Origin of the sequence: Spirosoma sp. KNUC1025 (genome assembly GCF_045160025.1) — a bacterium.
Lineage (GTDB): Bacteria > Bacteroidota > Bacteroidia > Cytophagales > Spirosomataceae > Spirosoma.
On sequence record NZ_CP087139.1, the window covers coordinates 5,962,904 to 5,976,437 of the forward strand.

Sequence of the window (13,534 nt, forward strand, 5' to 3'; positions counted from 1 at the left end):
ATTGATTAGAAACAAGATTAACAGATAAAACTGGCTCACACAGGCCGCCCTGCGCTGGGGCGAATAAAAGCCGCTTGAAGAAGTGGAGCCCCGTTTCGTTTATTCTGCCATCTTACGTCCGTTAAAAAGTTGGGCAAAAGTAGCCGAAACTTCGTAAATTACGTGATGATTTTTTCACACATCCTTTCTGGCTCTATTCTGGCTGGAGCAGGCATTGGCGTATTTTGGCATTATTTCGGACGCATTGCCCTCTTCAACCGACTACTATGGGGGTTCTTTCTGTTAACAACCTCACTGGCCGCTTTGATCGGAGTTATTCATTTTACCGGAAATGAATCCCTTGAGCCGCTACATCGGTCGATGATTATTCTGTCCGATACGTTGGGGGTTGTGTGCGCTGTGACTGCCGTTTATGCACTTCTGAATCAACGTGTTCTGTCGCTGATTACGTTTGTCAGTACGATCCTTTTTGGGCTCTTCCTCTTCATAAATTTACTGATGCCTGGGGTTCAGGTATTTACCCCAATCGTTCCTTCACTGGGTATTCTTGTGCTTATGTTGCTGGCCGTCTTTTCGCTGCTGCAACGTAATAAACGCGGGCTGTGGGTTGTGCTGGCCGCTATGATGATGGGGCTGGCAACGAAAGCGGATTCCTTTAACAGCATTATGCACCCGACCGATTTCTACCACTATGCTACCACTCTGGCGCTCTGGTTTTTCGGTAAAGCGGCTCAGCCCCGTATCTCCATTCGGTAAACTAAATTTGATCGTTCATCTAACCATTGCCCTACTCTTTCCGTTACGCATTCACGTTAATTTCTGAACTACCCTTATTTACTCAGCAACGTGAATCTATTGCCGTTAATCCACGATCCCGTAAAAACTGCACGAGCCGTGCGGCTTGTGTATGTAAACGATACCATACCGGGTATTTCCCGCCAGCTTAGAGGTGACCATTTTATCTATTACGATCCGCAGGGCAACAAACTGACTGACCCCGAAACGCTGGAACGTATTCGCCGTATGGCGCTGCCGCCAATGTGGGTAAATGTCTGGATTAGTCCAAAAGCAAACAGCCATCTTCAGGCTACGGGTGTCGACTCGAAAAATCGGAAACAGTACCGTTACCACGAAAAATGGAATGCCATACGAAGCGAAACCAAGTTCTCGCGAATGGAAGCGTTTGGCGAAGCCTTACCCCTACTGCGGACCCGGCTAATGAAGGATTTGAAAACGGCTACCCTATCCCGCGAAAAAGTGATAGCTGTAGCCCTGAGCGTTATGGAACAGACCCTTATTCGAATCGGGAATGCGGCTTATGAAAAAGAGTATGGTTCTTACGGGCTAACAACTCTGAAAGATCGTCATGTCAAGATGGAGGGCAGTACTATTCAGTTTAGCTTTAAAGGAAAAAAAGGAATTTATCATGAGATTCCTCTTTACGACCACCGGTTAGCACGTCTGGTTAAAGCCTGCCGTGACATTCCGGGTAAGGAGCTGTTTCAGTACATCGACCAAAACGGCGACCGTCATGCCATTGATTCGGGGATGGTCAACGATTATTTGCGCGAAACCATGGGTGACGATTTTTCAGCCAAGGATTTTCGAACCTGGGCCGGAACGGTCAATGCCCTTCGGCTTCTGGTAGAGCTGGAACCCTGCACAACCGAAAAGGAACTTAAAAAAATGTCAATACGGTGCTCGACGAGGTCGCCCGAAAATTAGGCAATACCCGTACTGTCTGCCGAAAACACTACGTTCATCCACAGATTCTGGAAGCGTATGAATGCCAGGATTTAGCACCGTATATCCAGAAGAAAAATCGCTTTCTCAAAACAAGTCCGAACGGCCTGGATGGGGTTGAGAAACTGTTGCTCAGGTTTTTAAAAGACCAGGTTAAAAATGGGGCCAAGAGTCAGAAACCCACCCGTAAAGCACAGGCTGATTCAGCAGTCGCGTAATACCCTATCGGACAGCTTTTACCCAACTGGTCTCAGGACAATGGGGGCAGGCGGGTTGCTGACCGGACGTATTGAACGATTGGACATTTCCACAGGTGCAACAGGCGTAGTCGCCGGGCTGTTGAATATGAGAGAACTGGTTTTTTAGGTCATTGGGTAAGATAGGCAGACCGCGACGAACCTCGCTGGCTTTAAACTGAAACACGCTAAGCTGCCCGTTAGGCTCCAGAATGGCTGTGCGTACCTGTCCAAGCTGCTCAATTCCTTCCACCCGCAAGTCAGAGAATAACTCTTCAAGCCCTAAATCTTCCTTGTTGAAGTTTTGGGTGAGAATACAGCCATTTTCGATAACGTAAACGGGTTTGCCTTCAAGCACATCACGCACGGTCTTGTTACGATCACTAATAAATGTAGCGAGCTTATAACAGCCCATCATCACGGCAAACACGACCACGGCAGACGCAAGCGGTACGTCGTGGTAGAACATTGGATCACCCGCAGCCGAGCCAAGGCCGATGAGCAACACCAGTTCATAAATGGATAGCTGCCGTACCTCGCGTTTGCCAGAGACAGTGAGCGCCGTCAGCAAAACGACAAACATAAATATGGTTCGGAAAGCAACCTCGCCAAGGTACGACCACGGGAAGTCGTGAATAAAAATACGCTCCCAGTCGAAGGGATGAACCGGATCTGACATTGGTTGGAAACCGAGTAGCTTATGAATGGTCGTTACGTTGTTAGGGACTTATTTTTTGACTTCCGGCGCGTTGGCCTTACGAATTTTCATCCCTCTATTCTCCGCCCATTCTTCGGCTTTGGTCGTGGCAATAGCAATAGCCCGGTCTTCCGCCATGCCCTCGTTGAGCAGTGCATTGGCAATTTCGATGGCTTTGTTACGTACCGGAGCCATAAAATTCTTGAGCGAAACGGGGTAATCTTCTTTCGTCCAGGGCATAACAGTCGGTCAATTAATGTTTTTTAATAACCCATTAATTGACCGACTGTTTAACAAATACCATTTTTCAAGGAGCAAACGTAACGTACTGATTTATAGATAGTCAATCAATCAGGCGTTTTTTGTACTCCCGAATGAAGCTATCCAGCCAATGAGCGTACCCAGGAAAACAAAAGCGCCGATGACAATCAATATCCACTTATAAACCGTCAGGAACGGCCATTTTGCCAGGAAGCAAAGCGCAGCAATAATCACCATGCCAATCAGGCTAAACCAGCCCAAACCAATAAATAACATGAAGGCAGTGCCAATTCCCGAATCCCGGCTGTCGTTGTATCGAGCAGCCTCACACAGATAACCCACCAGTAGCCCAGCCCCTATCAGACTTGCCAGAATGATTCGGAGCAACCACCACCAATGACTGCCCGGTCCCCAATAAAGCGGGCTAAAGGCAAGTAAGACCCCAATGACAGGCAGAAAATAACCAAAATTCAGCAGTCTGTCATGGTCGTTGGCGGGCATCGGCTGGTAGAGGGTCACAATGATTCCTGTGAGGCCCAGCATTGCCAGCCAGATCAGTTCGGGCCCAAGCAAATAAGCGGTTAAGCGATTCATATTCAGACGTCAACACTAATTGAATTAAAAGCTCTTGTAGTTCTTTACGCTCTCCTGCAATGACGCCAGTGTCCCTTTAAAATGCTTATCCAGTTCCAGATAAATGGATTGAAGGTCTTTCTCATTTTTCTGGCAGTACGTCTCAACGGGCGAAAAGCGTCCCCCACCCTCATCGACTTCAACCTGGCTCAACGTAGCGCGGTATTTACGGTTTACGCACTCAATAACGTAACTGTACCGAAATGTGTAAATGCCTCCGGGCGAACTCTCCGAACGAGCTAAGGTTATTGGCTGAACACACCGCCCGGCCAGATCACCGGTCTCCTTATCGCTTAATGAACCGGGTTCATTGAGCAGATGGCCCGATTGAGCCAGCCATAGCCGCGCCCGCCGGAACAGGTCCTGCTGTGAGGTGCTGCCACAGTCTACAGTTTCGGAATAGCTCACCCGCTGGTTTGTTACGGGCAAAATTCCATGCAATTTTTCATTCATGATTACGGGTGGACAACCGACAAAGGCAGTGCCTATTACCAGTAAAAGGGGTGTCAGGAAGGCTAGTGATAAGGAAGACATGGCTACTTGATTGCGTGTGGTAACTGGAAAGCTGAATTCGTTAAATCTGAACAAAACTACATCAGCAAGCAGCCAGCCTCCAGCCTGAATGAATAACCGGCTGGAATGAGTAAATAAGCAGTATGATTTCTATTGTAACGCGAGTGGGGAATGAGCTGCTATATCAGCCAATTAGCTAGTCGACCACGCCATCGACGACTTCTTTTTCTGCCTGTTTCTGGTAGCTTTCGGCCAGCATTTTATACGCTCTGGATTTCATGGCCAGTAGCGTAACCAGAAGTCCGATGAGGCCCGTTACCGTAAACAGAAGCGCAAGCCCGCGATCTTTTCCGGTTCCGAACCAGTTGCCAATCAGTTCTACACCGGCTCCCGTTGTCATGAACGGAATGAATACGTACTGCGCAATGGGCCCAATCATAAAGGCCGTAATCGGTGAGGCAGCCTCTTCAACACTTTGGGCAAATCCGAACACACGCCCCTGCCGCTCGGGTGGAATCAATTTTTGCATGATTGTTTGCTCGGCCGCTTCCACTACGGGTATCAGACATAAATAGGTAAACAGGCCAATGGTAAGCAACACGATGGAGGCCTGAATCGTAAAAAAGACACAGACAACCCACATGACGATGTTCGCAATAAACAGCGTCCGAAGCGGTAGTTTACCAAGCCCATATCGCGAAACAACCAGGCCACCAATGATAAAGCCCAGACTGAGCACTCCCCATAAAATGCCCCAGGTTTGCACGGACACCAGCGACAGCCCATAGGCATCCATCAGCGACATAAATACGCCCCCCAGAAAGTTGTTGAACGTATTGAAAAATATAAGCGCAAAAAGACCAGGCATGGCGCTCAGCGCCTGGATAGTACCCCGAATATCAATACGTTTCGTGTGTTCTTCACCATGCGCTATACCCTTTTCAGGAATGTCCAACGTCCACAAATGAATAAGGGTCAGCAGGGTCAGGGCGATAGCGGAAATAAGCATCCAGAATATGCCCAGGAAGCCGATAATCAGGCCACTAAAAATAGAGGCTACCAAAAACCCTACTCCGTTGGTAGTGCCAACCAGGCCATTGGCTTTATCACGCCCCTCTTCGGGAATCAGAATGGTTACGAGCGTCGACAGCGCAATCGACCGTATGTTTCCGGCGATAGCCCCAAAAAGCGACAGGACGATAAACACCCACAGAATCGGGCTCGACGGGTCACTGAAAATTTTTGGTGGCGTCGCTACGTAGATAATAAAGGAAACCACGTACAAAATCAGCGAAAGCACGCCCGACAGAGCCATGGCTGTCTTTTTCTTGTAGCGATCCACCAGCGAACCCAGAAAAAACCCCGATAGCGCCACTGTGCCTGAATATACGCCTGCCATAACCGACGTAGCAACGACGGACTTCGTTTCCAGATATACCCAGAACGTAACCGCAAACCAGACAAAATTATTGGTCAGGAAAGCCGTCAGTGAGTTCGCTAAAATGAGGTAAAACGTTTTCATCCTGTCTGGTTTAGATACTCCTCCTGCGTAAAACACAGGTTAATCCCTTTCGGCACTGTTTTTTCAAAGGAGAATTTCCGGAAAGCTGTCTTTATTGATTAGCACCCCACTTCCGCGATTCGTTCCAACACGTAACCGGATTTTGTGCGGCTGCTTCGGCTCGTATAATGCCTACAACCTAACTCAATCATGTCTGGAAAGCTTATTCAATCACTCATTCTATGCCTTTTACCTTTACTGACGCTCGCACAAACGAATACCGATCAACCCTTCTACGTTCGGGGTACGTTGTCCGATGAACAAAATAAACCCGTACTGTTTGGAAACGTTGCGTTATACCAGAAAACCGATTCAACGATACTAACTGGCGCCGTATCCGATGAAGCCGGGAAATTTGAAATACGGAGCAAAGCCGGAGTTTATGCACTAAAAATCAGCGTATTAGGCTATCAGGATAAGCGCGTGGCAACAGTTCAGGTGGTAAATCAGCACGTCGACCTGGGGAAGCTGGTGCTGAAAGCCGGGTCGAAACGACTTGAAGAAGTTGTGGTTCGGGGCGAGCGGAGCCAAATGGAACTGGCGCTGGACAAACGGATTTTCAACGTCGGAAAGGATCTGGCTAACGCCGGGGCAACGGCCGCTGATATTCTGGGTAACGTACCGTCGGTAGCGGTGGATGCCGAAGGCAATGTTAGCCTTCGCGGTAGCAGTAGCGTGCGGATTCTTATCGATGGCAAACCTTCGGGACTGGTCAGTTTTAAAGGCGGGAGCGGCCTGCAACAGCTACAGGGAAGTGCCATCGAACGCGTTGAGGTGATTACGAATCCGTCGGCCCGCTACGAAGCCGAAGGCATGGGCGGTATCATCAACATCGTTCTGAAAAAAGAACAACGGGAAGGTATCAACGGCTCTTTCGACGTAATTACGGGCTATCCGGCCAATTTCGGGCTGGCGGCCAATGTCAATTATCGCCGGAAAAATTTGAATTTCTTCATCAACTACACTAATTCGTTTCGGAATACGCCCGGCCGCAGTTCACTCTACCAGGAAGTCTATCGTAACGACTCGACGTTTATCACGCAGCAGAATTCAACCAACAGCCTCAAAGGGATCAATAACAATGCCCGCGCTGGCCTTGATTATTATTTCGATCCCAAAAATATACTGACGGCTTCCTACACCTGGCGGCTCAGCAAAGGGAAGCGTTTTTCCGACATTACGTACCGTGACTATCAATTCACGACCAGCAACCTGAAAAGCATTACCAGTCGTACGCAGGATGAAACAGAGACAGAGCCCAATTCAGAATACGCTCTGACGTACAAACGCACCTTCGCCCGCGATGGCCATACCCTCACCGCTGATGTACGTTATCTTGACAATTGGGAAAGTTCCGATCAGTATTTCGCGCAAAAGACTTACCTGCCAGACGGCAGCACATTAATGACGCCCTCAGTACTACAACGCTCGCTCAACGACGAAACGGAAAAGCAATTTTTGGTACAGGTCGATTACATCCAGCCTTTCAGCAAAAATGGCAAACTAGAAGCAGGGCTGCGAAGCAGTACGCGCGATATGACGAACGATTTCTCGGTGACACAACAGGCCGGCGACGGCAGCTGGACTCCCCTACCGGGCCTCGTCAACGATTTCCTGTATCAGGAACGTATCAATGCAGCCTATGGAATCATTGGCAACAAAGTCCGTAAATTCTCATATCAGGCCGGGTTACGGGCCGAAAAAACCGACGTAACCACGACGCTTAGACGTACCAACGATGTAAATCCCCGGCATTACGCAAACCTGTTTCCAAGCGTTCACGTAACGTATGATCTGCCCCGGCAGCATGCCTTACAGCTTAGCTACAGCCGTCGGATTCGTCGGCCACAATACAACGACCTGAGTCCGTTTATGACGTTTAGCGACAACCGAAACTTCTGGAGTGGCAACCCAAACCTGAATCCGGAGTTTACGAATGCGTTTGAAATCGGCCACATCAAGTATTTTAATAAGGGATCAATCAGTTCATCGGTTTATTATCGCCACACGAATGATAAAATCCTGTCGATTCGACGGGTAAACGATCAGGGATATTCGACTACCCGCCCGGAAAACCTATCCAACGAAAATTCCTACGGAGCTGAGTTTGCCGGTTCGTATGCACTATATACCTGGTGGAAGCTGGATGGTAGCTTCAACTTTTTCCGGGCCATTACGAATGGCAGTAATCTGGATGTAAACTACCAGAGTGATACGTACAGTTGGTTTACCCGCATGATTTCCCGATTCAATCTTCCCAAATCAACTGATATTCAGCTACGAGGCAACTACGAAGCTCCGCAGCAAACACCGCAGGGACGTAGGAAAGGACTGGCTACGCTCGATTTTTCAATGAGTAAAGACCTGCTCAATAACAATGCTACGCTGACGCTCAACGTACTCGATGTATTCAACTCCCGCCGGTTCCGCTCGATCACCGAAGGCCCCAACTTTTACACGGAAAGCAGCTCCCAGTTTCGGCTTCGGCAAATCAACCTGACATTCAGCTACCGACTACGGCAGGCCAAGAAGAAAGAAAAAGAAGGGAATGAAGGCGAGTTTTAGTAAACTTGGCCCCTCGAATTTCCGATCCTACAATGAATCGAACGCTGCGCAACTGCATTTTATACCTGGTTTGTTTGTCGGGCCTTACGTTCGCCCAAACCCCCGATTCGTCGCAAGTGCCCGGCACGGTAGTAGCCCACAGCCCGGCTTCGTCGGGTTTATATATTGGTTCGCCCAGTCTGTGCATATTGCCCAATGGCGACTATCTGGCTTCGCATGATCTGTTTGGTCCAAAATCCGAGGAGTTTGACCGGCCAGTCTCCCGCATTTACCGATCACGCGATCAGGGAAAAACCTGGACGCCTATTGCCGATATTATTGGTCAGTTCTGGTCGAAGTTGTTTGTTCACCGTGGTAAGCTCTATTTTCTGGGTACCGACAAGCACCACGGAAACGTGATTATCCGCACGTCTCTGGATGACGGCATTACGTGGTCGAACCCAACCAATTCGCAGGATGGTTTACTTCTGACAGGCGAATATCATTGCGGGCCTATGCCTCTGGTTGAATACAAAGGACGGCTCTGGCGGGCAATGGAAGATGCTATGGGCCCGGTCAGACAGTGGGGAAAGCGATACGGTGCTTTTCTACTTTCGATTCCGATTTATGCTGACCTGATGGATGCCCGCAACTGGTCGCGAACAAACGTATTGCGGTACGATTCCACCTATCTGAACGGGCATTTTGGCGGCTGGCTGGAAGGGAACGCGGTGGTATCACCAAATGGGCAATTGCTGGATATTCTACGCGTCGACGATAAATCGACCCTGTACGAGAAAGCCGCTCTGGTAAGCATTGGCTCAGATGGCAAAACTGCTACGTTCGATCCGGCAACAGGCTTTATTTCACTACCGGGAGGAAGTAAAAAATTCGGCATCCGCTACGATCCAAAGTCGCATCTGTACTGGACAATGGCCAACATTATACCCGAAGACGTTCAGATGCTGAACCGTGACAAGAATCCGGCCAGCATTCGAAATACCCAGGCCTTGTGCAGTTCCAAAGATTTGCGGCACTGGGACGTCCGGCGCGTTATACTGACTCATCCTGACGTAGCGAAACATGCGTTTCAATACGTTGACTGGCAATTTGACGGACGAGATATGATTTTCCTGTCACGCACTGCCTATGAAGACGAAAAAGGGGGCGCCCACAATAGCCACGACGCTAACTTTCTGACGTTCCATCGGATCAAAAACTTCCGCAAACTGTAAGCGTACAGACTGTACTTTATCGATTCAACGCAGTAACAGACAAGGGATTACTACCAATAATTATCCTTCTAAACCTGTATGATTTTGGGTGGTGTTGGTAGTGTGGCGTCAGGTTCTCAAACCTGACGCCACACTACCAACACCACCCAAAATCTCTTTCCAAACTGATATTTCAGGAGAGTTAGGTTCCATTGCCTCACTCCGATCCATATTACTTGATAAAGAATCACTTGCACAATTCATCTTTTCGATGAAAAATCAAAGGCAATTTTTGTGTTTTTCCAATAAACGAAAACTATTTTAGCCTTCAACCTAGTTTATTTGTTGAAGCACTGGACCAAATTCGGTTCGCTCTTCTGTATTGATTATAAATTGCTTACAGAAATCATGAACTCGTCATACATACTAAAAATAGAAAATAAGGCTCAGAATATATGGATTCGTATTTGTACTTTTTCCCGTATACATATTCTTAGCTTTATCAATCAGAACGCTCCGGTTTTTGAAGGGTTGACTCGCATTGCAACGCCATTTGGTGGTAGTATACTATCTCAAAGCAGATAGGCTGATTTGCTGGTTAGAGTACAGTCAACAAAACAACCAATTTTCAAGTTTTCAACGAAGCACGACTTTTATCCATTAATCGAACAGACTACGTAACAGAAAAGTAGTTCGCTTTGGTTAGTTGACGCCTATCCACCATAACGGGGATAGCCACCGTTCGTTTGTAACAGAAACGACGGCCTTACGTGCCATTCAATCCTCAGCAGCCCGATACAGGACTGAGGAATTCACCTGAACATCTCCGAGCAGCAAAATAAATGTCCCGGACTGTTCGCTATCAATTCTCACAATGAAACGTTTTTCAGTCATATATACACTCCGAAAGCAGTATCATCAAATGTATTGTGCCACTCTTGAAGAGGCCAAAACTGCACTGCAGCAAATTTCAGGTATAAAAGGCCGCGTGCCTATCGGCATTTACGATGCCAAAACAGAGCTATTCTCCTGGGAGCCAAGGCAGCAGGACGCCTACAATCATGCCGATATTGAGGAGCAGGGAAAGCTGGGGAGCCAGATTATTGGCATTGCGCAGGCACTTCGTTACCGGGATATAGAGTGGCAGCGATCAGGTGCCCCCAGCCGACTTAGTTATTTTGCATAAGCCATTGGCAAGGGGGAGCCATAAAGTAAATTTCTCCGGACTCTGTAGCCTTAAAGTGACTATTAAACCGTATACAGAGTCTCAGGGGATCGCGGGGGCAGAGTAGCATTTTGGTAAACGCACTGCTGTTCCGCTTTGTGAATACAACCTATACTCATCAATTTAAACCTCATTCATTATGCAAACTTATAGTCAGGACGTATTGAACGCGTCACATACTATGCTGGCTTATCCGGCCTTTCTGGCAGGTTACAGAACTGTTAATGAAGCCATGAATGACCACTTGTTCAGCGACTATATAAGTGCTTTTATCGATCAGGATGTTTTCGCACCGGTCGACATAGATTTGGACGATTACAAGAGCAAGCTGCTGAGCCACTTTGCCAATCCAGACGTAAGCGACCCGCTGGCGCGGCTCTGCTTCGATGGTGCATCAAAATTACCAGCCTTCGTTCTGCCTACGTTACGCGAACAACTGGCTAAAAATGGAGATGTACATCGACTGGCGTTTTTAATTGCTGCCTATGGTCATTACCTGACTGTCAATAAGGATGATAAACGAGTGGCTTATGAAGTCGATGAACCGCATCTTCGCCCGGAAGACTGGTCAAAAATCAACAGCCACGACGTTATTTCGTTTTTAAGCATTTCCCCATTTGCAGCGGCTCGGTTGCATACGTATTCGCATTTTGTGGCGATGTACAAATCGTATCGGACACAAATTGCGCAACTGGGTATTCTTTTTCTGATTAAACAGATGGCGTATCATCGGCTGGCCATGCGGACCGCCGTACAGGCTAGTTAAAAAATAAATTCTGTGGATTCTACTGGTTAATCGAGCGGCCGCCGGAACCAGTAGAATCCACAGAATCTTTACCAGTACGATCCGGTAATCAATTCATTTTCAGCTTAAACTTAGCGTCTTTTATAACGACGGTATCGGTTTTATCCTGTTTTTTGTAGCCATTGCCTTCCGGGTCGATATCTGAGTCGTAGCCGGTAGTTTTGGTAATGACTTTGTCTTCCATTTTCGACATCAGGCGACCAACACCGCCGAATACCGTAGCGGTTCCTTTTTCTTTCCAGTAGGTTCCGGCCAGGGTTGAATTAAACGTAGCTTCCAGCGCTCCGTCGGCCGCTTTTGTCACGGTGATGGTTTCGTTGTTATTCTGCGACATGCCCACATGATACTCCATACGAGGCTCTTTCGTTTCTTCAACGTACTTGACCGCGGCCAGCCCTTTGTAAGTTCCTAAATCCTGAAGTCGTTTCCAGTTTTCTCTGGTATCGGGCTTATCGGCATCCACAATCAGATACGTTCCCGGCTCTACAGTGTCTTTATTATCATAACTTGCCAGCCAGATACGTACTGATTTATCAGGTTTGATAGCATTGGCCGTAACAAACCAGTATCGGCCAATCCGGACCCGACGAGGCTGTGTCGTATAGTCCTTACCGTCAACTTTTGCACTAAACGTGTTCTCGTTGGCTATCTGACCAAAGGTGGTTGTAACGGCTGTTAATAGGAAAAAAGCTAAGAGTGTTTTCATGATCATTTCTGTTTGCTACGGTAAAGGTCAGTTTAATTACAAAAAGGCACTATCAGATATTTATAAAGCGGTAAAGTTAGTGGTTGAATTAGCCAAAAACGCACATCAACTGTAGTGTTTGAACACGGTCGTAGTGACTAAATCCGGCTGAATTTTAATTATTTTTTTCGAGATACTGATCGAGCCGCAATCGGTCAGACTGAATCATCTGCCGCATTCCCAACAGCCCCAGTACAGGTCCCGGAATCAGTACGTAAAACAACCAGCCAGAGATACCCAAGTAGAGCACCAGCCCGTTCATCAACTGGATCGATACCACCGTAAGAAAAAAGCCAAAACAGGTCACGAACGTTAGTATGCTTCCCCGATTATTGACCGCCGTGCGACTGGCAACGAGGGTTGAAAATTGAGGAGAATCGCCAGCCGCAGCGGCTCCCCAGACAAGCAGAAACAAACCAAACAGTATAGGAGGTGCATCTATCAGTAACGGTATCAGCATGATGCACAACCCAGACGTAAGGAGCAAATACCGGGCAACCCGCGCACTGCCAATTCGCATCGCCCAGTAGCCACCACCTATGCAGCCCACCGCGCCCGCAGCAATAGCGCCAAAAGCCCAGAGGGAACTCGTTAGCTCGACCTCAGGATGTTGCTGTTTATAAAAACTGATCAAAGCAGGCAGGAATGCCCAGAAGGTGTACAGCTCCCACATATGCCCAAAATACCCAAGCATGGCAGGTCGGAAGGACGAGGGCCTGCCCAGCGACAGCAGTGCGCCAAAGCGAAAAAAAGCAGAACCGGGCTGCACAGGTTTTGCGGGCACTACAAGCGTCAGGACAACACCGCCACAAATGGCCAGCCAACTAACCGATATCAGCAGGGTTCGATAAGGCAGGTCTCCACCCAAACCACGTATCAGGTGTGGGAAAGCCGTTCCCAGTACCAGAGCCCCAACCAGAAAGCCCATGGCCTGCCCTAATTTGGCTTTAAACTGATCGGCGGCAATCTTCATTCCGACCGGATAAACACCCGCCAGGAAGAAACCCGTCAGGAAGCGGCTGACTAAAACCGTTTCTGCTTTCAGCGGAAGAAACAACCACCCGGCATTGACGATAGCCGCCAGAACAATTGAGCCCTGAAACACATAGGTCGAGCGAAACCGGTCGGGGATGGCAAGAAGTGCGTAAAGCAACGTACCCGAAATAAACCCCAACTGAACGGACGACGTAATCCAGCCAGTCAGTTCCGGCGCTTTCAGGATTGGCTGAAGTGCGGGCAGGATAGCATTACCGGCGAACCAGAGCGACGTACCCGCAAATTGAGCAAATACAACAACCAATAACTGAACCGTACGATTTGAGGAAACGAACATTCCCAAAGATAGCCATCACGGGCC

The 13,534-nt window shown here is 48.3% G+C and carries 14 protein-coding genes; 7 read left to right on the forward strand and 7 right to left on the reverse strand.

Annotated features, from left to right (window positions below; all coding sequences use genetic code 11):
• Positions 1–165 precede the first annotated feature (165 nt).
• The 3 genes from LN737_RS26070 (at position 166) to LN737_RS26080 (ending at position 1,961) form a co-directional block, all read left to right on the forward strand.
• Positions 166–756: a DUF6962 family protein gene (locus LN737_RS26070; protein WP_405513431.1), complete on the forward strand. Its 591-nt coding sequence runs from the start codon at positions 166–168 to the stop codon at positions 754–756.
• Positions 757–894: 138 nt separating this feature from the next.
• A complete protein-coding gene (locus tag LN737_RS26075; RefSeq protein WP_405513433.1) occupies positions 895–1,725 on the forward strand; it encodes a DNA topoisomerase IB in 831 nt (276 codons plus the stop codon).
• Positions 1,698–1,961, forward strand: a complete 264-nt coding sequence (locus tag LN737_RS26080) for a hypothetical protein (RefSeq protein WP_405513435.1) — start codon at positions 1,698–1,700, stop codon at positions 1,959–1,961. The genes LN737_RS26075 and LN737_RS26080 overlap by 28 nt, the downstream gene beginning before the upstream one ends.
• A 4-nt stretch (positions 1,962–1,965) precedes the next feature.
• On the opposite strand, the gene LN737_RS26085 is transcribed toward LN737_RS26080, so the two are convergent.
• From LN737_RS26085 to LN737_RS26105, 5 genes are all read right to left on the reverse strand, one after another.
• Positions 1,966–2,658: a DUF421 domain-containing protein gene (locus LN737_RS26085; RefSeq protein WP_405513437.1), complete on the reverse strand. Its 693-nt coding sequence runs from the start codon at positions 2,656–2,658 to the stop codon at positions 1,966–1,968.
• Between the two features lie 48 nt (positions 2,659–2,706).
• Entirely contained in the window at positions 2,707–2,916 is a 210-nt protein-coding gene (locus LN737_RS26090) for a DUF2188 domain-containing protein (protein ID WP_405513439.1), read from the reverse strand.
• A 111-nt stretch (positions 2,917–3,027) separates the two neighbouring features.
• Positions 3,028–3,531 (reverse strand): hypothetical protein, encoded by a 504-nt coding sequence (locus LN737_RS26095; RefSeq protein ID WP_405513441.1) that lies wholly within the window; start codon positions 3,529–3,531, stop codon positions 3,028–3,030.
• Between the two features lie 24 nt (positions 3,532–3,555).
• A complete protein-coding gene (locus LN737_RS26100) occupies positions 3,556–4,104 on the reverse strand; it encodes a DUF4468 domain-containing protein (RefSeq protein ID WP_405513443.1) in 549 nt (182 codons plus the stop codon).
• 175 nt (positions 4,105–4,279) lie between these two features.
• Positions 4,280–5,605: an MFS transporter gene (locus tag LN737_RS26105; protein ID WP_405513445.1), complete on the reverse strand. Its 1,326-nt coding sequence runs from the start codon at positions 5,603–5,605 to the stop codon at positions 4,280–4,282.
• A 189-nt stretch (positions 5,606–5,794) separates the two neighbouring features.
• Here LN737_RS26105 and LN737_RS26110 point away from each other — a divergent pair, with 189 nt between their 5' ends.
• The 4 genes from LN737_RS26110 (at position 5,795) to LN737_RS26125 (ending at position 11,393) form a co-directional block, all read left to right on the forward strand.
• Positions 5,795–8,209, forward strand: a complete 2,415-nt coding sequence (locus LN737_RS26110; RefSeq protein WP_405513447.1) for an outer membrane beta-barrel family protein — start codon at positions 5,795–5,797, stop codon at positions 8,207–8,209.
• Positions 8,210–8,241: 32 nt separating this feature from the next.
• Positions 8,242–9,423 (forward strand): sialidase family protein, encoded by a 1,182-nt coding sequence (locus tag LN737_RS26115; RefSeq protein WP_405513449.1) that lies wholly within the window; start codon positions 8,242–8,244, stop codon positions 9,421–9,423.
• An 853-nt stretch (positions 9,424–10,276) separates the two neighbouring features.
• Positions 10,277–10,588 carry a hypothetical protein gene (locus LN737_RS26120; RefSeq protein WP_405513451.1) on the forward strand — a complete coding sequence of 104 codons (312 nt, stop codon included), beginning with the start codon at positions 10,277–10,279 and terminating at the stop codon, positions 10,586–10,588.
• Between the two features lie 178 nt (positions 10,589–10,766).
• Positions 10,767–11,393, forward strand: coding sequence for a hypothetical protein (locus LN737_RS26125; protein ID WP_405513453.1), 627 nt, complete (start codon positions 10,767–10,769; stop codon positions 11,391–11,393).
• 88 nt (positions 11,394–11,481) lie between these two features.
• On the opposite strand, the gene LN737_RS26130 is transcribed toward LN737_RS26125, so the two are convergent.
• Together LN737_RS26130 and LN737_RS26135 are read right to left on the reverse strand one after the other, a co-directional pair.
• Entirely contained in the window at positions 11,482–12,138 is a 657-nt protein-coding gene (locus LN737_RS26130; RefSeq protein ID WP_405513455.1) for a hypothetical protein, read from the reverse strand.
• A gap of 154 nt (positions 12,139–12,292) precedes the next feature.
• Positions 12,293–13,510 (reverse strand): nitrate/nitrite transporter, encoded by a 1,218-nt coding sequence (locus LN737_RS26135; RefSeq protein ID WP_405513457.1) that lies wholly within the window; start codon positions 13,508–13,510, stop codon positions 12,293–12,295.
• Positions 13,511–13,534 lie beyond the last annotated feature (24 nt).

Excerpts from the sequence above, each read along its gene's own strand:
- LN737_RS26095 (WP_405513441.1), bottom strand. The coding sequence starts at position 3,531 with ATGAATCGCTTAACCGCTTATTTGCTTGGGCCCGAACTGATCTGGCTG.
- LN737_RS26085 (WP_405513437.1), bottom strand. The coding sequence starts at position 2,658 with ATGTCAGATCCGGTTCATCCCTTCGACTGGGAGCGTATTTTTATTCAC.
- LN737_RS26090 (WP_405513439.1), bottom strand. The coding sequence starts at position 2,916 with ATGCCCTGGACGAAAGAAGATTACCCCGTTTCGCTCAAGAATTTTATG.
- LN737_RS26110 (WP_405513447.1), top strand. The coding sequence starts at position 5,795 with ATGTCTGGAAAGCTTATTCAATCACTCATTCTATGCCTTTTACCTTTA.
- LN737_RS26115 (WP_405513449.1), top strand. The coding sequence starts at position 8,242 with ATGAATCGAACGCTGCGCAACTGCATTTTATACCTGGTTTGTTTGTCG.
- LN737_RS26130 (WP_405513455.1), bottom strand. The coding sequence starts at position 12,138 with ATGAAAACACTCTTAGCTTTTTTCCTATTAACAGCCGTTACAACCACC.
- LN737_RS26120 (WP_405513451.1), top strand. The coding sequence starts at position 10,277 with ATGAAACGTTTTTCAGTCATATATACACTCCGAAAGCAGTATCATCAA.
- LN737_RS26125 (WP_405513453.1), top strand. The coding sequence starts at position 10,767 with ATGCAAACTTATAGTCAGGACGTATTGAACGCGTCACATACTATGCTG.
- LN737_RS26135 (WP_405513457.1), bottom strand. The coding sequence starts at position 13,510 with ATGTTCGTTTCCTCAAATCGTACGGTTCAGTTATTGGTTGTTGTATTT.
- LN737_RS26070 (WP_405513431.1), top strand. The coding sequence starts at position 166 with ATGATTTTTTCACACATCCTTTCTGGCTCTATTCTGGCTGGAGCAGGC.
- LN737_RS26105 (WP_405513445.1), bottom strand. The coding sequence starts at position 5,605 with ATGAAAACGTTTTACCTCATTTTAGCGAACTCACTGACGGCTTTCCTG.
- LN737_RS26100 (WP_405513443.1), bottom strand. The coding sequence starts at position 4,104 with ATGTCTTCCTTATCACTAGCCTTCCTGACACCCCTTTTACTGGTAATA.